Below are 18,469 nucleotides of genomic sequence, written 5' to 3' on the forward strand. Positions count from 1 at the left end.
CCGGTATCGACCGCTCGCATGCATGCGGCCGGATGCGTCATCGCCGTTCAGGCGAAGCAACGTTTATGCCATTGCGCGATCCGATCGTGTACGAAGCGACGCGGCGCACACGCGCGACACAACGCGATGTGTGCGCCGGATCGATGCGCACAGGCGGCTCCGATGCACCGTGGTGGCGCATCGATCGCGACGCATGCGTGAGATTGTGCGCGGGGCGCATCGACGGGCATCGCGCGTGACGCGACATCACGCGGCGACATGCGGCAACGCGCGCGTCAGACCGGTTTCATGAGTCTCGTGTGATTCATGAACACTTCCTTGCGGATCGAACCATGCACGCCCCAGTTTCCGTCAACGACCTGCGTCACGCCGAAATCGGCCGCAACCGACATCAGTGCGATGGCCTCGTCTTCACTGAGCTTATGCACGGTCATCAGAAAGCGGCGGAGCTTGCGGAACGCGTCGCGCATGGCTTTATCGAGGCTCGCGTGCTGCGCGACGTCGAGTTGCGCATTCGGACCGAGTTCGGCCAGATAGTTCGCGAACGTGAAGCCGTACACCGACCATTGATCGTCGGTTTCGAGCATCGGATGCGTGAGTCCTTCGAGGATCGTGCCGCCGAGATCGTGCTTCTTATGCAGCACGAATTCGAAGTCGCCCGTCAGCGACGTCTCGATCGCGGTGCCGCCGAGTTCGCTATCGCCCTGCGCGGCATGCGGATCGCCGACCGAGAAATATGCCCCTTCGACGGCGACCGGATAGTACATGCGCGCGCCCTTGCCGACCCGCCAGTCGTCGATATTGCCGCCCGTATGTCCGGGCGGGATCGAACTCACGAATGCCGCCTCGGCCGGCGCAAGGCCCATCGTACCGAAGTGCAGGCGCGCGGGGACCCTGACGTTCGACAAGATGTCCTCGCGCTTGCGCACGAGCGTGTGATCGACCTTGACGCCCGGATAGTCGATCGACGCGTGAACCACGCCGTCCGGATCCGTCTGCGGCGTCCAGACGTAGTTGTAGACCGCGCGCGCATACGGTTCGCCCTGCGTATCGAGTTCGAAGATCGTCACGACTTCGCGCGGCTTGGGTTCCTCGATGAGATCGTGATACTGAAAGCCCCATGACGCCGCGACGTTCGACCCAAAGCAACGGCCCTGATAGCACGCGTTGCAGCTCGGACGCGGGCGGACATCGAGGATGCGGACTTCGAGCACGTCTCCGGGTTCGGCGCCTTCGACCGCGACGGGCCCCGTCAACAGATGCACGCCGACGCCTTCGCCCGCGCCGAGCTTGAACGGCGCTTCGGTCGGCCCCGCGCCGCGCCGTGACACGGCTTTGTGTTCGCGGGTCCAGTGGAACACGCTTTCGGCGCCCGGGTCGCCGGCGACCATGCGTTCGTGATCGTCGTTCGCGTGATGCGTCAGCGTTTCGATCGTCATGCGGTCGCCGGACCGGATCGTCACCGCGGGCGCGACCGCCTTGCTGAAATAGCCCCAGTGAACGGTCTCGGGCGAGACGCGGAGCGTGTGGTGTTTCATGAGTCGAACCTTGTGGTGGGGCCGCGATGCATGCGCGGGCGCGCGCACAGCGACCGATTGATCTTCACGATGCGACGTCGATCCGGTCGTCTTCGCCCATCATGCTGAGGAAACGCCGGGTCAATGCATGACGCGGGTGTCGAAGCACCTCGTGCGCATGGCCCTGCTCGACGATCGCGCCGCCGCTCATGAACACAACGTGATCCGCGACCTGTTCGGCGAAGCGCAACTGATGCGTCGAGATCATCATCGTGAGGCCGTCTTCGAGCGCGAGGCGTCGAATGACGTCGAGCACTTCGCCGACGCGTTCGGGGTCGAGCGCCGAGGTCGGCTCGTCGAGCAGCAGCACGCGCGGGTTCGGCGCGAGCGCGCGCGCAATGGCCACGCGCTGTTGCTGGCCGCCCGATAAATGGCGCGGCAACGCGTCGGCGCGATGACCGAGGCCGACACGATCGAGCAATGCACGCGCGCGCCGTTCGGCTTCGTCAGCCGGTACGCCGAACACCCATCGCAACGGACCCGCGATGTTCTCGCACGCGCTCAGATGACTGAACAGATTGAAGTGCTGAAACACCATGCCCACGCCGACGCTGGCACGTTCGTTGGCGATGTCGTGTTGGGTCATGGGCCGCCCGTCGACACGAAAACCGAGACGCCGGCCGCCGACGCGGATCTCGCCCGCGTCCCACTGTTCGAGGTGATTGATGCAACGCAGGAGCGTGCTCTTGCCCGACCCGCTCGGTCCGAGCACGACGACGACTTCGCCGGTACGCACCGTCAAGTCGAAACCGTCAAGCACCGATTGCGGACCATAGCGCTTCGAGAGTCCTGTGATCTGAACGGACGGAAGCTGGTGTTCGAGCAACGCATCGCGTTGCGCGCGTTCGAACGCCGTGCGCACGGCCGCGTGTCGCGGCGTCGCGTGCGCCGGGTCGATCGTTGCGACCGCGCCCGAATCCACGTCCGTGGAATCGGATCGGTTGCCCGGTCTCGACGCCGATATCGGCGTCGAGGCGGATACGGGGTCTTCCGCGGGCTCCGGGGTCGGCGGGATCGCCGCCGTGGCCGCGCGGCGCCACGGCAGCAAGCGGGCAAAGCGCGTCGCGTGCTCGCGGTCGAGATCGAGCGCCGCTTCGGCGATCAGCTGGATCACGGCGATCGCGCCGGTCAGCACGAGATACATGAGCCCCGATGCGAAGAAGATCGAAAAGAAGTCGAACGTCGAGGAAGCAAGCTGCGTGCTGCGCAGCGTGAGTTCGTCGACCGCGATGACCGACGCGAGCGACGAATTCTTGAGCGCGCTGACCGATTCGTTACCGAGCGCCGGCACGATGGATCGGATTGCCTGAGGCGCGATCACGCGGCGCATCAGAATCGACGGGGTCATGCCGAGCGCTTGTCCCGCGAGCGATTGCCCGCGTTCGACGCCGAGCACGCCCGAGCGCAGGATCTCGGCGATGAACGGCCCTTCGTTGGCCGCGAGCGCGAGTCCCGCCGCGCCGAGCGCGCTGAGCTTGATGCCGATGTGCGGCAGCGCGTCGTAAGCAAAGACAAGCTGCAATATCAGCGGCGTGCCGCGAAAAATCACCGTGTAGCCGCGCGCGACGGCGGCAAGCGGACCGATGCGGCTCAACTGCATCGCCGCGAGCACGAGCCCCACGAGCACGCCGCCCGCGAGACCCAGTGCGGTGACGGCGACCGTGAAGCCGATGCCGCGCAGCAGATACGGCAAGCCGAGATAGTGCAGGAACAGTTCCATTAGTTCGACACGATCAGCTTGGGCGCTTCGAGGTTGTCTTCGCCAAGCGACCATTTCTTGAGCAGATCGGTCTGGATGCCGGCTTTCTGGATCGCGACGAGCGCGTCCATGACGGCCGAGCGGAATTCAGGCTGGCCCTTGGGCACCGCGATGCCGACCGAATAGGGCAACGTGACGGCCGTGGCCTTTTCGAGCTTGTCCGGATACGCCTTGACGGCCTGATCCACCGTGTTCACGTCGTTGATATAGGTGTCGGCGCGGCCGGCGAGGATCGCCTGGATGCAGTTGGCGTTGTTGTCGTAGAGCTGGATCGACGGTTCCGGCTTGCCGGCGGCCTTGCATGCGCCGGCCAGGTTCTGGATCAACGGCACTTCGACGTAGCCTGTGTTTTCCGCCGCGGTCGTGCCGCACATCGTCGTGTTGATGCCGCTGATCTTTTTCGGGTTGCCCTTGGCGACGAGCACGCCGTCGAACACCTTCGAATACGTGATGAAATCGGCGGCCTTCGCACGATCTTCGGTCGCGTAGATATCGGAGATCACGATGTCGGCCTGCCCGCTTTGAAGCGTGGTCAGCAGGGCTGCGAACGTGACGGGCTTGTACGTCATTTTGAAACCGAGGCAGTTACCGATCGATTCGCCGAGATCGATATCGAAGCCGATGTATTGGCTCGGATCGTTCGGATCGAGCGCCTCGTATCCCGGTGTGTGCGGGTTGATCGCGTTGACGAGCGTCTTACCTTTGAACTGCGGATACTTCGCCTGCAATGCCTTGCACGCTTCGGGCGCCGGCGCGCCGGCGGCGTGCGCACGGCCCGAGACCAACAGGGCGGCAAGACAGACGATGGCGAGCACGAGCTCGCGCCAATGGCGCGCGAGGCCGCGGGTGTCGCCGGTGTCGCGCCTGGCGTGTACGTGTTCGACGAGAGTGAGGTCCATCCCGAGGCTCCTGAGCGGCGAATGTCAGTGGCTCACCCCATGTGAGCCTTGTTGCATCGCTTCAGCGCAAGCGTAGATAGACGAAATTGGCGGGACTTGACCGTAGGCGCACAAAAGCTTGGACGGGGGTGAAGGCGGCCGCGCCGGCACCGCCGACGCCGTGCGCGAGCCTGAAGGCCGTCACGGGGCCGCACGCCTGTGCACGCGCGACACGCCGACGGTGCGGCCGTCGATCCGCGCGGTCGGCGAAACGATGCGCTTGCCCGCCCGATTTTGTCGTTCGATGATGCGGGCGATCTTCGATATCGAACAGGGAGTCGCCGATGAAACGGCAAGTGTTGTGGGCGGATTTCGTGTTGCCGATGACGGACGGCAATCCCGTCATCGAGAACGGCGCGGTCGTGGTGGGCGACGATGGACGGATCGAATCCGTCGGCGCGGCCGATGAACTGATCGCCCGCTACCCGGACGCATCCGTGAGACGGCTCGACAAACGCGTGCTGATGCCGGGCCTCATCAACGCGCATTGCCATTCGGGCCTGCTGCGCGGCACGGCCGAAGGTCTTCCGGTCTGGGACTGGCTCCAGCAGTTCATCGACCCGATGCATCGCGTGATCGAACCGCGCGAGGCCGAGGCCGCATCGTGGCTCTGCTACGCCGAAGCGCTGCTGTCGGGGACCACGACGATCGTCGATATGTGGCGGCATATGCACGGCAGCGCGCGCGCCGCGAGCGAACTCGGCATTCGCGCGGTGCTCGTGCCGTATGTCGCCGAGCATCCCGAACATGACTACTTCGAGACGCTCGACAGCAACGAGCGGCTCATCGAGTCATGGCACGGGGGCGCGGGCGGGCGCGTGAACGTCTGGGTCGGTCTCGAACATATGTTCTATGCCGTGCCCGACGCATGGAAGCGCGCGGTCGCCATGAGCCGCGCACATCGCGTCGGACTGCACACGCATAGCGGCGAGAGCCGCTTCGATGTCGAGGAGACGCAACGGCGTTATGGCGTGCGGCCCGTCGAGGCGCTCGAACGATTCGGCTTGCTCGATGCGCATCATGTGCTGCTTGCGCATTGCGTCTGGTTGTCCGATGCCGAGATCGAGCGGCTTGCGGCGCGCGGCGTCGGCGTCGCGCATAACCCCGTCAGCAATATGAAGCTCGCGAGCGGCGCGGCGCCCGTCGAGAAGCTGCTCGCCGCAGGTGTGGCCGTCGGGCTCGGCACCGACGGCGAAAAGGAGAACAACAACCTCGACGTGTTCGAGGAAATGAAGACCGCATCGTTGATGGCGAAGCTCTCGCGGCTCGACGCGGCCGCGCTCGATGCGTGGTCGGTCTGCCGGATGGCGACATCGACCGGCGCGCGCGCGCTCGGCATGGATGCGCAGATCGGTTCGCTCGAACCGGGCAAGGCCGCCGATCTGATCGCGGTGCGCACCGATACGCCGCGCATGACGCCGCTGATGCGCGGGCGCTGGTCGAATCTGCATCACAACCTCGTGCATGCGGTCCAGGGCGGCGATGTCGACCTCACGATGGTCGCGGGCCGCATCGTCGTCGACGGCGGACGTCTGCTCAGCGCCGACCTTCAGGCATTGATCGAGCATGTCAACGATCTCGCGCCGGGCTTGTTCGAGCGGCGCGACGCATGGCTCGCTTCGAACGAGGCGAAGTTCGGGCTCAACGAAGCATGATCGGACCCGCGCGTTGCGTTCAAGCATCCGCTGCGCGCCCCCCCTTCTTCCCCCTAGGTAAAAATCCCGATCCCCCGCCGTCGCGCCTTGCCCACCAAGGCCGGTGGCGATTTCGACGGCCGTGAATGTCCGGCTCGCACATTTTCGCGTCCGAAAGTGACCTCGCATTTGTGTTTCCCAGCCCTTAACATCGGCCGAACCCCCGCTTATCAGCGCGCACTGAATCTCGAGCTTGTCCGGTACGACCCGCAGTCATGCGGCGATGCTTTACACGTGGTTGCGAAATCGAGCCAAGAATCGATGACACACACATCGGAGACATCGAATGAAAAACATGCGTTCGTTGATGGTGGGCGCCACCGCGTGCATCGCGCTGGCATCGGGCGCCGTTTCGGCGGAAACGGTCAAAATCGCGTTCATTGACCCGCTGTCCGGGCTGATGGGCTCGCTCGGGGCCAACGAACTCAAAAGCTGGCAATACATCGCCGACGTCGCGAATCAGCAGGACTGGACCGGCGGCCCCAAGCTCGAAGTCGTGGGCTTCGACAACAATCTCTCGCCCCAGCAAAGCCTCACGCTGCTCAACGAAGCCGCCGATCAAGGCATTCGCTATATCGTCCAAGGCAACGGATCCTCGGTCGGCATGGCGCTCGAAGACGCCGTCTCGCGCTACAACGAGCGCAACCCCGGCAAGGAACTCATCTACCTGAACTACGCCGCGGTCGACCCCGCGATGACCAACGCCAAGTGCGACTACTGGCATTTCGCCTTCGACGCGAACTCCGATATGAAAATGGAGGCCCTGACGACATTTCTCGCCAAGGACCCGCACGTCAAGAAGGTCTACCTGATCAATCAGGACTATTCGTTCGGTCATGACGTGTCCGCCAAGGCGCAGGAAGCCCTCAAGCGCAAGCGCGCGGACATCGAGATCGTCGGCGACGATTTCCATCCGCTGGCCAAGGTCAAGGACTTCTCGCCGTACGCGAGCAAGATCAAGGCGTCGGGCGCCGATACGGTCATCACGGGCAACTGGGGCAGCGACCTCGCGCTGCTGGTCAAGGCCAGCAAGGACGCCGGCGTCACCGCGAACTACTACACGTACTACGCCCCCACGACAGGCGTGCCGACCGCGATGGGCGCGGCCGGCGCCGAACACGTCAAATACATCGGCTATTTCGGCCCCAATACGCCGGGCAACCCGCCTCAGGCCGCTCAGATCTTCGACGGCTTCAAGAAGAAATACAACGACGACTTCTACGTGATGGCGTCCTATACCGCGATTGCGATGCTGAGCCAGGCCATCAAGCAAACGCACTCGGCCGATCCGGTAAAAGTCGCCCATGCGCTCGAAGGCATGAAGACCCAGAGCCTGAACGGCACCGTCGAAATGCGCGCGGCCGACCACCAGTTGCAACAGCCGCTCGTGATCAGCACCTGGGTCAAAGCCGACGGCAAGGACATCAAGTACGACCAGGAAGGAACCGGCTACGGCTGGCGCACCGATGCCGTCTTGCCCGCCGCCGCCGCAAGCCTGCCGACCACATGCCAGATGAAGCGCCCGCAATAAGCCGATAAGCCGGACTCGCACGTGGAATTCTTCACGATCTCGCTGCTGAACGGCATCAGCTACGGACTGCTGCTGTTCCTGCTGTCATCGGGGCTCACGCTGATCTTCAGCATGATGGGCGTGCTCAATTTCGCGCACGCGAGCTTCTATATGCTGGGCGCGTATTTCGCGTATGCGATCGCCGGCAAGATCGGCTTCTGGCCGGCGCTCGTCATCGCGCCGTGCCTCGTCGTGTGCGTCGGCGCGCTCGTCGAACGCTTCGGGTTACGGACCGTCCACAAGTACGGACACGTCGCCGAATTGCTGTTCACGTTCGGTCTCGCCTATCTGATCGAGGAGGCCGTCAAACTCGCCTGGGGTCAGGCCGTCGTGCCCTACCGGATTCCGCCCGAACTCGACGGCCCGCTGTTCCACGTCTTCACGTCGACGTTTCCCAAGTACCGCGCTTTCATGATGCTCGTGTCCGTATTGATGCTCGGCGCGATGTACGTCACCCTGACCCGCACGCGCATCGGACTCGTGATCCAGGCCGCATTGACGCATCCGCAGATGGTCGAGGCGCTCGGCCACAACGTGCAGCGCGTGTTCATGCTTGTTTTCGCGGGCGGCGCGGCGCTCGCGGGACTCGCGGGCGTGATCGGCGGCAACGCGTTCGTCACCGCGCCGTCGATGGCCAGCTCGGTCGGCACCATCGTCTTTGTCGTGGTCGTCGTGGGCGGGATGGGTTCGCTTGGCGGCGCATTCATCGCCTCGCTGCTGATCGGCCTGCTGCAGACCTTCGCGGTCGCCATCGATGCGTCGCTCGCCGATCTCTTCGCGCGGTTCGGCGTTCACGTGACGAGCACGACACTGTTGTCTTCGGTATGGAAGCTCAGCGTGTCCCAGATCGCACCGGTGCTGCCCTATCTGCTGATGGTCGTGATGCTGATCGTGCGTCCCCGCGGCCTCATGGGCACCCGTGAAGGCTAGATCATGAAAACGTCGACGCCGCACCCGTACGAGCCGGCCTCCGCGCACCTCCCCTCGCGCTCGCGCCGCCGTTCGCTCGCGCGCTGCGCGATCTGGGGTTTGACGGCCTTGGTCATGCTCGTGCTGCCGCTGTGCTTCCCCGGACGATTCGCCACCGCGCTGCTGTCGCAAATGGGGATCATGATCATCTTCGCGCTCTCGTACAACATGCTGCTCGGTCAGACCGGCATGCTGTCGTTCGGCCATGCGATCTATTCGGGCCTCGGCGCGTTCGTCGCCGTGCATGTGCTCAATCGCATCGGCGCGGGCGACTTCGCGTGGCCGGTCTCGCTTCTGCCGCTCGTCGGCGGTCTCGGCGGTGCGTTTTTCGGCGTGGTGTTCGGCTATGTGACGACACGCAAATCCGGCACCACGTTCGCGATGATCACACTCGGCATCGGCGAGATGGTGTACGCGAGCGCCTTGATGTTCCCCGATTTCTTCGGCGGCGAAGGCGGCATCTCGACGAACCGCGTCGTGGGTCACGCGGTGCTCGGCATCTCATACGGCCCGGCGCGTCAGGTGTACTACCTGATCGCGGTCTGGTGCCTGTTGTCGATGATCGCGATGTACGCGTGGACGCAAACGCCGCTGGGCCGCATCGCGAACGCCGTGCGCGACAATCCCGAACGCGCCGAATTCATCGGTTACGACACGCAACGCGTGCGCTATCTCGTCATGATCCTGTCGGCGTTCTTCGCCGGCATTGCCGGCGGCCTGTCGGTCATCAACTTCGAGATCGTGACGTCCGAAAACGTCGGCGCGGTGCAATCGGGCGGCGTGCTGCTCGCCACCTTCATCGGCGGCAGCGGCGTGTTCTTCGGGCCCGTCATCGGCGCGGTCCTGTTCGTGTTGTTCGCCTTGGCACTATCGAGCCTGACGCATGCATGGCTGCTCTATCTGGGGCTGTTCTTCGTGTTGATGGTCATGTTCGTACCCGGCGGCATCGCGAGTCTCATAATCAAGCAAGCGCCGTTGATCGCCGCGCGCAAGATTGACCGCATGGTGCCTTCGTATTCGATCGCGCTCGGCGCCGGTCTCGTCGTGCTCGCGGCCTTGATCCTGACCGTCGAAATCGTCTACAAGCTCCAGATGGACAGCGACAACGGCACCGGCATGACGCTCGCGGGATTCGCGTTCGACGCCGCCTCGTTCAAGCCTTGGGCCGTCGCGGCGGCGCTCTGGGTCGTCGGCGGGCTCTGCGCACGAACGGCGATTTCGCGCGTGCGGCGCGCCTGGGACGCGGTACAAACCGACATCGCGGGAGGCGGCGCATGACCGCGGCACTCGAATTGTGCGCAGTGCGCAAACAGTTCGGCGCAACGGAGATCATCCGCGGCATCGATCTGAGCATACCGAAAGGCGAACGCCATGCGCTGATCGGCCCCAACGGCGCGGGCAAGTCGACGACCTTCAATCTGATCTCGGGACGCAGCACGCCGAGTTCGGGCTCGGTCAAGCTCAACGGCGTCGAGATCGGTGGTCTTCCGCCGTATGCGGTCAATCGCCTGGGTTTGTCGCGCAGTTTTCAGATCACGAATATCTTTCATCGCTTGTCCGTCTTCGAGAATTTGCGCTGTGCCGTGTTGTGGTCGCTCGGCTACCGGTATTCGTTCTGGCATCGACTCGCGGCGCTGCGCGACGCGCGCGAGCGCGCCGACGCGGTGCTCGAACGCATCGGCCTGCAACGCGTGCGCGACACGCAGGCGGGCTTGCTGACCTATGCCGAACAACGTGCGCTCGAAATCGGCATCACGATCGCGAGCGGCGCCGACGTGATCCTGCTCGATGAACCGACGGCCGGCATGAGCCGTTCGGAAACGGATCATGCGGTCGAGCTGATCCGCACGGTGACCGAGGGGAAAACCTTGGTGATGGTCGAGCACGATATGGGCGTGGTATTCGACCTCGCGGACCGCATCTCGGTGCTCGTGTATGGCGAGATCATCGCGACGGGCACCCCGGACGCGATCCGCAACGACAGCACGGTGCAGGAGGCCTATCTCGGCACGACGCTCGATACGGATCAGGCCGGAGGCGCGCACTGATGACCCCGACCCTGCTCGCGGTACAAGGCCTGCATGCCTATTACGGCAAAAGTCACATCCTGCAGGGCGTGGACGTGCATGTCGACGAGGGTGAAATCGTAACGCTGCTGGGCCGTAACGGCGTCGGCCGCTCGACGATGGCCAAGACGATCGTCGGGATGGTCAAGGCGAGCGGATCGGTGCGCTTTCGCGACGAGGAAATTCTCGGCCGCCGCACGTTCGAGATCGCTCAACTCGGGATCGGCTACGTCCCCGAGAATCGCGATATTTTTCCGGCGCTGACCGTGCGCGAGAACTTGCTGCTCGGTGCGAAACGCAATCCGCGGCGCGCGACGTTGCGTTGGACCGCGGCCGATATGTACGCTATGTTTCCGCGTTTGAAGGAACGCGAGCACACGCCGGCGGGCGTATTATCGGGCGGCGAGCAGCAGATGCTGACGTTATGCCGCACGCTGATGGGCGATCCGGATCTGATCCTCATCGACGAGCCCACGGAAGGGCTCGCGCCCAAGATCGTCACGCTCGTCGGCGAGTATCTGCAGGCGCTCAAGGCGCGCGGCGTGTCGGTGCTCCTGATCGAGCAGAAGCTCGCGATCGCGCTCGACATCTCGCAGCGCGTCTATGTCATGGGTCACGGGCATATCGTCTTCGAAGGCACGCCGGCCGAACTCAAGGGCAATGCGCAGATCCGCAAGGAATGGCTCGAAGTTTAGGGTGAGCGGAGGGAACAGGATGTCGGCACGCGAGATCGTCGTCGATTTGCGATTACAGGAATTGACGTTGCTTGAAGACGGTCGAGTGCGCTGCGCATTTCCCGTATCGAGCGCGGCGAACGGTCCCGGCGAGCAGATGGGTTCGGGATGCACGCCGCGCGGCCTGCACGTCGCGCGCATGTTGATCGGCCACGGCCTTCCTTCAGGGTCCGTGTTCGTCGCGCGCCGTGCAACGGGCGAGGTGTACTCCGACCAGCTTGGACTGCAATACCCGGGACGGGACTGGATGCTGTCTCGCATCGTCTGGTTGCAGGGCTGCGAGCCCGAACGGAATCGATTCGGCGACGTCGACACGCTGCGCCGCTTTATCTACATCCACGGATGTCCGGACACGGAACCGATGGGCACGCCCGCGTCTCGTGGCTGCATTCGAATGCGAAACGACGACATCATCGCGTTGTTCGATCAGTTGGCGCCGGGCATCTCCGTGCGCATCCACGAATAAGGTTTTCGGATCGGGCCGTCCTCGCCGCGCGACGTCCGCTCGGCTTCGTCAACATCGAGCCGACGCGACGCGCTTAAAAGCAGCGATATTGATGCGTGTCGCGCATCGCGCCACACGCCTGTCGCAGTCGAGCACATGCGCTTTCTCGTCGTCACGACGACCCACCGGAAAAACCAAGCGCATTGGGTGTTGAGCGATCGCTCGACTGAGGCGACACGCGGTCAGTCAGGGTGACGCAAACGCCTGACTCCGCAGATTCCCGGACCGCCAGCGTTGCTTGAAGTGTCTTCGTCGCGTCGAAGCCATCGATCAGCGGCGTCTCGTCTCCGCGTATCACGGCCGCGAAGTGACGCATTTGTTCGATGTACGGATTGGCGCGTGCGACCGGCACCGTTTCGCTTTCCATCGCATGATGCCAGCCACGTTCGCCGGGATAGCGCCACATGCGCAACGTAGGCAGTGCAATCGATGCGTCGGTCCCACACAAGAAATGGCTCTCCGCCGACGATGTCGGGAACGCCGGATTTTCCGCGGATGTGAGGTCCCAACTCCACGGTGCGGCGGCGGTGTCCGACAACGTGATTGTCGCGAGCGTCCCGCCTTTGAGACGCAGCAGGACGACCGCCGTGTCTTCGACGTCGAAGCCGCGAACGGCATTGGACGTCAGGGCCTGAATGCTCTCGATCTCCCCGCAAACAAACCGGAGCACGTCGATTTCATGGATGAGGTTGATGAGCACGGGCCCCGCGGCTTTGGAGCGTCGCCAAGCCTCATTGAAATAGGCATCGTGCTTGAGAAATGTCGCAAGCACCGACGCGGAGACGAGGCGACCTAGTTTGCCCTCCTTGACCAAGCGTCGAGCTTGCCGAACGATCGGGTTGTGACGGCGATGGTGACCGACGAGCAGCGGGACGTTGGCATCGTCCGCGGCCCTCGCGAGCGTCAACCCTTCTTCGATTGAATCGGCGATCGGCTTCTCGATCAGCACAGCCTTGCCCCGTGCGATGAGATCCATCGCGATCGGCACATGCAAGGCGTTCGGCGTCGCCACGATGGCGCCGCCGATGTCCTGCCGATCGAGAAGCGCTTGATGATCGGGAAACCAGGGAATGGAAAATTCATGGGCAAGATCGTGCGCCGCCGGACTCGGATCGGCGATGCCCACGATGTCCACGCCCGGCGCCGCGGCGGCACCCACAAGATGGGCGCGCCCGATCGCACCCGCTCCGATCAGTCCAATCCTCACTGCCGACATCGTCTGAAATCTCCGGGTATCAATGCGAGGTCGCATTGCGTAGGGCGGGCGATGCATGCTCGTTAGACCGCGCCTTGATCCACACCGCGGCGATGGCAATCGCGACGGGAATCGTTAAAGAAAGGAAGAGCTGACCAAAATCCCATTTGAAGCTCAGAAGAATGGCGCCGATCGACGCACCCGAGATGGCGCCAAAACGACCGATCCCCGTCATCCAGCTTGTCCCCGTGGCACGCATTTCGGTCGGGTAATAGCTTGTCGCCATCGCGGTCCAGCCGGTGTTCGTCGAGTTGATGCAATAGCCGAGCAGGCACACCAGCGTCATCAAGCCGTAGATGCCGAGACTCAGCTTGGCAAGCGCCACCATGAAGACACCCGCGGCAAACAGTGTGGCGACCATCACCTTGTGCGAGCCGAAGCGGTCCATTTCCCAGCCGATGGCGATATTGCCGAGCGTGCCGCCCACTTGCATCATCGCGCCGACGAGCGCCGCATCGGCCAACGAGAAGTTGTTGTCCTTCACGATGATCGGCAACCAGCTATTGAGAAAATAGACCGTCAGAAGATTCATGAACAGACCGACCCACAAGGCCAACGTGACCGTGGTATGCGGCCGGGTCACGATAAGCCGGATCGCCGTTTTACCTCGATGCTCGGATTCGGCGGTGACGAAATCGATGGAGCCGGTATTCACGCTCGGATCGAGCTGCGAGACGATCTGATCGAGCCGGGCACGTCCCCAGTCCTTGACCGCGAGGAACTTGGCCGACTCGGGCAGCACGAAAAAGAGCGCGACGGCGAACACGATCGGCACCACGCCGCCCACCACCAGGATGGATTGCCATCCGTAGATCGGAATCAGGTAACTCGCAAGAAACCCGCCGCCTGCCGCACCGAGCGTAAAGCCGCAATAGATCACGGTCACCATCAACGAGCGATATTTCCTGGGCGCATATTCCGAGGCGAGCGTCGCTGCGTTCGGTTGCGATGCACCGAGTCCAAGGCCCGTCAGAAAGCGCATGACCGACAACACTGCGATGGTCGGCGACCATGCCGAGGCGAGGCTCATCAAGCCAAAGAACACGACGGCGTACAAGATGACGCGACGCCGGCCGAAACGGTCGGCCAGCGGGCCGCCGATCAACGCGCCTATCGCCAATCCGAACAAGCCCATGCTGAGCACGGGGCCGAGCGCGGCACGGCCGACCTTCCAGTCCGCAATGATCGCCGGCGCAATGAACCCCATTGCGACGACATCGAAGCCGTCGAGGATCAGCACCGAGAGGCCGATCAACAATATCTTCCAGTGAAACGCCTGGAATGGCCTGGCGTCGAGAAACTCCTGAATGCTGACCGAGGTCTTTGCGATCATTGCTGTCTCCTATGCTTTTTTAGAGTTGCGCCGCGTGGCTCAAGCGAGATGGCGGCGCATGTAGTCGATGCTTTCCGCGATGGCGTGTTCATCGCTGTCGTAATCGGGATGCAGGTAGTCGATTTCGAGGGCCAGCAAGCCGTCGTAGCCGTGTTTGCGAAGTTCGCGGAACGTACGCGGGATATCGATAAGTCCGCGGCCGACCGGCACGCTGGGCCAAAAGGCGAATTCGCGCGGACTGCCGCGGTGCGCGCGGATGTCCTTCACATGCGTGGCACGCGCGTAAGGCGCGAGCTTTTCGATTGCGATTGCAGGGTCTTCGAGCATGCGCAAATTGTTCGCGGTGTCCAAACACACGCCGAGCCGAGGCGAGTCGATTGTTTCGATGAGTTCGACGAGTTCGTCCGCCAGCAGATCGATATGGTTTTCGATGGCCAGGACGACGTCATAGCGCTCCGCGTGCCGAGTCGCCTCGACGAGCAGCGGAATCAGCTTGGCCTTGTGATCGTTCCAGTTGTCGGGCCGCGTGCGACGGCCGCCGCAGCAGATCCGCATCACGTTTGCGCCGACGGCGCGCGCGATCTCGACATGTCGTTTGAGGTCGACGAGCGCTTCGGGTGCATCGCCGGAGCGCAAGCCCGATGGGTGACCCCACGCCCAGACCCGATCGAGCGCCAGTGCATCGAGTTGATCGCGCAGGTCCGCAAGTTCGCTCGGGCTCGGGTCCGGCAAGAAGCACGACTCGATCGAGACGCCGGCAACGCCCAGGGCGTGCGCGCGATCGATGAATTCTCGCAATGTCAGGCGGGTGCCGGGATCCGCTTCGAGGCCCGGATAGATCTCTCCGAAGTAACGGTGATAGCTGTATGAGTCGATGGCAAGTTTCATGGGCGCCTCTTGGATTTGTGATCACTGTACCAAATGGAACATCAATCCACTTTAGTGGTAAACGATCATCGTTCCAAATGAAACGCCGTTTCAGTTGGGATAAAATCGAGACCACTCTTCTTTTTTTGCCATTCAGATGACGTCAGTTCGAGATCGCGCGCTCGCTATCGTTGAGCTTCTTGCGCACAACGTGCGCGGGCTTCCTATGTCGGAGATCGGCGATCGCCTGGATATTCCGCGTACCGCGGCGCATCGCGTCCTCGCCGACTTGAAGGAGAGCGGCTACGTCAAACAGGACATGAGCACGTCGCATTACATGCTGACGTTCAAGATGGCGTCGCTGGGATTGAGCTATTTGGCAGCGACAGGGATCACCGACGCGGCGCAGCCCTTGCTCGACGAGCTGGCGGAGACGAGCGGCGAACTCGTGCGTCTCGCGGTCGCGGAGGCGGACGACCTGATTTGGGTCGCCAAGGCACAAGGCGCGCGTACGGGACTTCGATACGACCCGGATGCGGGCCTCGATATCTACCTGCCGGCCACCGCCAACGGGATTGCCTACCTTGCCGCGCTCTCCGATGAACGCGCGCTCGCCCTGGTTGCGCGACAAGGCATGGACAAGGCGCGCGATATGGGGCCGGGCGCGCCGCAGACCTTGCGTGCGCTGATGGATGAAGTCCAGGCGGCGCGAGAGCGCGGCTACGCGTTTGTTGTCGAAGCGTACGAAGCCGGAACGAGCGCATTGGCGGCCGCCATTCGCGTCGCCGGCCAGGACGCGCCGATTGGGACCGTGAGCATCGCGGGACCCTCGATTCGATTGACGCGGGACCGCATGGACGCATTGGCCGCCAAAGTCATCGCATGTGCCGAGGCCTTGGCGCTCGTCAATCGAAGCTCGCCGGTTTTTGCGCGCTCGCCAAGCCGGGCGTAGTGCTCAGGATGCGCTGCATACGCCGACGCTGAGTGCGCAAATCCCGCAACGCATCCCGAGCTTTAACTCACGTTTTTTGGCGGACCATCCGTCGATCGCGCTTTAGCGAAAATCTTCGACGTCTTCGATAATTTCGACTAAGGATGACGCTTAAGCGAGGCAATTTTTTTGTCGTTCAAGCGTTTTAGGCGACAATATCCGCAAATATATGCGTTGTCGTTTAGGCTCCGAGGTGATCTGCAGCGGGGACGCTTGCGCCGACCAGTGGGTCGCTTAAGCGCAGTGCTTCGAAAAGGAGATTTCACCCGGCCTCCGAATCCACACAACAAGGCGAATTCCAAATGGGGTACGGATTTCTCAAGGCCGCACGTGCACGGTCCGTTTGTGTATCTGCGGCACTGACGCTTTCCGCGTGTGGGGGCACGTCCTCTTCAGCCACCGACACCACGCAATCGTCATCCGCGAACGACGCTTACGCTGTAGGCGGCACGGTGACCGGACTCGTCACGGGCACGCAGATTACGTTGTTGAATAACGGTACCGATGCGCTGACGGTCAGCGCAAACGGGACGTTTAGCTTCCCCACGAAAATCGCCGCGGACGGCGCTTACGCCGCGACGATCGACACCCAGCCGACCGGGCAGACCTGCACGGTATCGAATGGGTCAGGAACCATCGGCGCCGTCAACGTGACGGGGATCACGATCGCCTGCACAAGGCTGGCGTTTGCCTATGTGGTCAACCAATCGACCGGCAACGGTGTGTCGCAATACACGATCGGCAGCGACGGCTCGCTTTCGCCCATGGCCACGCCCTCCGTTGATACCGATGGCGCGGCCGCCATCGCCATCACGCCGTCGGGCAAATACGCGTACGTGTCGAGCGGCCAGTCCATCTTGCCGTTCACCATCGGCAGTGACGGCTCGCTCTCGCCGATGAACCCCGCGTCCATCGCAATAGGCGATATCGTGCGCGGGATCGCCATCGCCCCGTCTGGCCAATACGCCTATGTGGCGGACGAGACGAGCGGCAGCGTGTTGCAGTACACCATCGGCACGAATGGGGCGCTGTCGCCCATGTCCCCCGCCTCCGTGCCTGCCGGAAATACGCCCTTCTCGGTGACAGCCGACCCGACGGGCAACTATGTCTATGTCATCAACGGCAGCGGCGATACGGTGTCCGAATACGCGGTCGATAGGAGTAGCGGAGCGCTGTCGCTCGTCGGAACAGCAGCGACGGACCATGCGCCCACTTCGATGGGTATCGATCCGTCCGGCAAATATGCCTATGTGGCGACCCAAAGCGGCGTCATCGACCAATACCTGATCGGCAGCGGCGGCGCGCTCTCGCCGATGACACCCGCAACGGTTGCGGCCGGCCCCGATTCCATTGGCCTGGTTGTCGATCCATCGGGTCAGTACGTGTACGTGGCGGATAACAATCAAGGTTCTGTCTGGCAATACACCGTGAGCGGCAATGGCGCGCTCACGTCGATGTCCCCAGCCAGCGTGGGTGGCGGCGCAGGACTGGACTCTTCATCCGTTGCCATGGATCCGTCGGGTCAATACGTCTATGGCGTGAACGAAGGCCCCGCCACAATTTCGCAATATGCGCTGGGTAGCGCCGGGGCGCTTTCATCGCTGTCTACCCCGACAGTCAGCACGGGAAACGTGCCTTCTCTCATGGCGACGACCTATGCGGCCACACAGTAGTTCACGCCGAAGCCGATCCGGACTCAAGCGTCCTGAGCGTTGAGCGGACGTCGATGGCCTGCGCGCTCGCTCGGGCCATCTCACGCGCCATCGACGCGATGCCCTTGCGCAGGGGATGTCGGTCAGCCAGGCTCGGTCGAGCACGCGACGCAGATCACCGATAATGCGTGCGCTAGGTCATCCATCGCCACAGACTGACGGGAGGTCACGATGCCGATCGCGAAGACGAGGGCCACGCCCTATTACGCGGTGATTTTCACCTCGATCCGAACCCCTGGGGACAACGGGTACGAACACATGGCCGATGCAATGGTCGAAGCGGCCGCGAAGCAACCCGGATTCTTGGGCGTCGAGTCGGCACGCGAGGAGATCGGCATCACGGTGTCCTATTGGGACAGCCTCGAATCCATCGCCGCGTGGAAGAACGATGCCATGCATCAGGTCGCGCAACAGGCCGGGCGGGAAACTTGGTACGCGTCGTACAAAACGCGTATCTGCCTCGTCGAACGAGACTACGAGTTCTCGAGAATCTAAGTTT

Annotated in this window: 15 protein-coding genes and 1 pseudogene; 10 read left to right on the forward strand and 6 right to left on the reverse strand. The window is 63.1% G+C overall.

What is annotated here, in order from left to right:
- Positions 1–275 precede the first annotated feature (275 nt).
- From D7S86_RS20315 to D7S86_RS20325, 3 genes and pseudogenes are all read right to left on the reverse strand, one after another.
- Positions 276–1,535: pseudogene (locus D7S86_RS20315) on the reverse strand (acetamidase/formamidase family protein); the annotation flags it as partial.
- 67 nt (positions 1,536–1,602) lie between these two features.
- Entirely contained in the window at positions 1,603–3,297 is a 1,695-nt protein-coding gene (locus D7S86_RS20320; protein WP_121088689.1) for an amino acid ABC transporter permease/ATP-binding protein, read from the reverse strand.
- Positions 3,297–4,235, reverse strand: coding sequence for an ABC transporter substrate-binding protein (locus D7S86_RS20325; RefSeq protein ID WP_121088690.1), 939 nt, complete (start codon positions 4,233–4,235; stop codon positions 3,297–3,299). Before D7S86_RS20325 ends, D7S86_RS20320 begins: the two co-directional genes overlap by 1 nt.
- Positions 4,236–4,558: 323 nt before the next feature.
- Between D7S86_RS20325 and D7S86_RS20330 the strand changes: the two genes are divergently transcribed.
- The 7 genes from D7S86_RS20330 to D7S86_RS20360 all read left to right on the forward strand — a co-directional run bounded on the left by D7S86_RS20330 (position 4,559) and on the right by D7S86_RS20360 (position 11,773).
- Complete coding sequence (locus D7S86_RS20330; protein WP_121088691.1) at positions 4,559–5,929, forward strand: amidohydrolase family protein; 1,371 nt, start codon at positions 4,559–4,561, stop codon at positions 5,927–5,929.
- A gap of 325 nt (positions 5,930–6,254) precedes the next feature.
- The gene (locus D7S86_RS20335) at positions 6,255–7,499 is read left to right on the forward strand and encodes a branched-chain amino acid ABC transporter substrate-binding protein (RefSeq protein ID WP_121088692.1); all 1,245 of its coding nucleotides are present in this window, start codon (positions 6,255–6,257) and stop codon (positions 7,497–7,499) included.
- Between the two features lie 21 nt (positions 7,500–7,520).
- Entirely contained in the window at positions 7,521–8,468 is a 948-nt protein-coding gene (locus D7S86_RS20340; protein ID WP_121088693.1) for a branched-chain amino acid ABC transporter permease, read from the forward strand.
- Between the two features lie 3 nt (positions 8,469–8,471).
- On the forward strand, positions 8,472–9,785 hold the full coding sequence (locus D7S86_RS20345; RefSeq protein ID WP_121088694.1) for a branched-chain amino acid ABC transporter permease: 1,314 nt from the start codon (positions 8,472–8,474) through the stop codon (positions 9,783–9,785).
- Positions 9,782–10,555 carry an ABC transporter ATP-binding protein gene (locus tag D7S86_RS20350; protein ID WP_121088695.1) on the forward strand — a complete coding sequence of 258 codons (774 nt, stop codon included), beginning with the start codon at positions 9,782–9,784 and terminating at the stop codon, positions 10,553–10,555. Before D7S86_RS20345 ends, D7S86_RS20350 begins: the two co-directional genes overlap by 4 nt.
- Entirely contained in the window at positions 10,555–11,268 is a 714-nt protein-coding gene (locus tag D7S86_RS20355; protein ID WP_121088696.1) for an ABC transporter ATP-binding protein, read from the forward strand. Before D7S86_RS20350 ends, D7S86_RS20355 begins: the two co-directional genes overlap by 1 nt.
- 19 nt (positions 11,269–11,287) lie before the next feature.
- Positions 11,288–11,773, forward strand: a complete 486-nt coding sequence (locus tag D7S86_RS20360; protein ID WP_121088697.1) for a L,D-transpeptidase — start codon at positions 11,288–11,290, stop codon at positions 11,771–11,773.
- A 151-nt stretch (positions 11,774–11,924) separates the two neighbouring features.
- Here the strand turns inward: D7S86_RS20360 and D7S86_RS20365 are convergent, their stop codons facing one another.
- From D7S86_RS20365 to D7S86_RS20375, 3 genes are read right to left on the reverse strand one after another with little or no spacing between them, the layout of a single operon-like run.
- The gene (locus tag D7S86_RS20365) at positions 11,925–13,028 is read right to left on the reverse strand and encodes a Gfo/Idh/MocA family protein (protein ID WP_121088698.1); all 1,104 of its coding nucleotides are present in this window, start codon (positions 13,026–13,028) and stop codon (positions 11,925–11,927) included.
- Positions 13,029–13,047: 19 nt separating this feature from the next.
- Positions 13,048–14,400 (reverse strand): MFS transporter, encoded by a 1,353-nt coding sequence (locus D7S86_RS20370; RefSeq protein ID WP_121088699.1) that lies wholly within the window; start codon positions 14,398–14,400, stop codon positions 13,048–13,050.
- 39 nt (positions 14,401–14,439) lie between these two features.
- Positions 14,440–15,288 carry a sugar phosphate isomerase/epimerase family protein gene (locus D7S86_RS20375; protein WP_121088700.1) on the reverse strand — a complete coding sequence of 283 codons (849 nt, stop codon included), beginning with the start codon at positions 15,286–15,288 and terminating at the stop codon, positions 14,440–14,442.
- Between the two features lie 136 nt (positions 15,289–15,424).
- Here D7S86_RS20375 and D7S86_RS20380 point away from each other — a divergent pair, with 136 nt between their 5' ends.
- The 3 genes from D7S86_RS20380 to D7S86_RS20390 all read left to right on the forward strand — a co-directional run bounded on the left by D7S86_RS20380 (position 15,425) and on the right by D7S86_RS20390 (position 18,465).
- Positions 15,425–16,219 (forward strand): IclR family transcriptional regulator, encoded by a 795-nt coding sequence (locus D7S86_RS20380; RefSeq protein ID WP_121088701.1) that lies wholly within the window; start codon positions 15,425–15,427, stop codon positions 16,217–16,219.
- 491 nt (positions 16,220–16,710) lie between these two features.
- A complete protein-coding gene (locus D7S86_RS20385) occupies positions 16,711–17,931 on the forward strand; it encodes a lactonase family protein (RefSeq protein ID WP_158602042.1) in 1,221 nt (406 codons plus the stop codon).
- Positions 17,932–18,141: 210 nt separating this feature from the next.
- Complete coding sequence (locus tag D7S86_RS20390) at positions 18,142–18,465, forward strand: antibiotic biosynthesis monooxygenase family protein (protein ID WP_121088705.1); 324 nt, start codon at positions 18,142–18,144, stop codon at positions 18,463–18,465.
- Positions 18,466–18,469: the final 4 nt, after the last annotated feature.

The sequence above is a fragment of the Pararobbsia silviterrae genome (genome assembly GCF_003628125.1).
GTDB lineage: Bacteria > Pseudomonadota > Gammaproteobacteria > Burkholderiales > Burkholderiaceae > Pararobbsia > Pararobbsia silviterrae.

What these genes read in the sequence shown, in the direction of transcription:
- D7S86_RS20320 (WP_121088689.1), bottom strand. Translation starts at nt 3,297, where the DNA reads ATGGAACTGTTCCTGCACTATCTCGGCTTGCCGTATCTGCTGCGCGGC.
- D7S86_RS20325 (WP_121088690.1), bottom strand. Translation starts at nt 4,235, where the DNA reads ATGGACCTCACTCTCGTCGAACACGTACACGCCAGGCGCGACACCGGC.
- D7S86_RS20330 (WP_121088691.1), top strand. Translation starts at nt 4,559, where the DNA reads ATGAAACGGCAAGTGTTGTGGGCGGATTTCGTGTTGCCGATGACGGAC.
- D7S86_RS20335 (WP_121088692.1), top strand. Translation starts at nt 6,255, where the DNA reads ATGAAAAACATGCGTTCGTTGATGGTGGGCGCCACCGCGTGCATCGCG.
- D7S86_RS20345 (WP_121088694.1), top strand. Translation starts at nt 8,472, where the DNA reads ATGAAAACGTCGACGCCGCACCCGTACGAGCCGGCCTCCGCGCACCTC.
- D7S86_RS20350 (WP_121088695.1), top strand. Translation starts at nt 9,782, where the DNA reads ATGACCGCGGCACTCGAATTGTGCGCAGTGCGCAAACAGTTCGGCGCA.
- D7S86_RS20355 (WP_121088696.1), top strand. Translation starts at nt 10,555, where the DNA reads ATGACCCCGACCCTGCTCGCGGTACAAGGCCTGCATGCCTATTACGGC.
- D7S86_RS20360 (WP_121088697.1), top strand. Translation starts at nt 11,288, where the DNA reads ATGTCGGCACGCGAGATCGTCGTCGATTTGCGATTACAGGAATTGACG.
- D7S86_RS20365 (WP_121088698.1), bottom strand. Translation starts at nt 13,028, where the DNA reads ATGTCGGCAGTGAGGATTGGACTGATCGGAGCGGGTGCGATCGGGCGC.
- D7S86_RS20370 (WP_121088699.1), bottom strand. Translation starts at nt 14,400, where the DNA reads ATGATCGCAAAGACCTCGGTCAGCATTCAGGAGTTTCTCGACGCCAGG.
- D7S86_RS20375 (WP_121088700.1), bottom strand. Translation starts at nt 15,288, where the DNA reads ATGAAACTTGCCATCGACTCATACAGCTATCACCGTTACTTCGGAGAG.
- D7S86_RS20380 (WP_121088701.1), top strand. Translation starts at nt 15,425, where the DNA reads ATGACGTCAGTTCGAGATCGCGCGCTCGCTATCGTTGAGCTTCTTGCG.
- D7S86_RS20390 (WP_121088705.1), top strand. Translation starts at nt 18,142, where the DNA reads ATGCCGATCGCGAAGACGAGGGCCACGCCCTATTACGCGGTGATTTTC.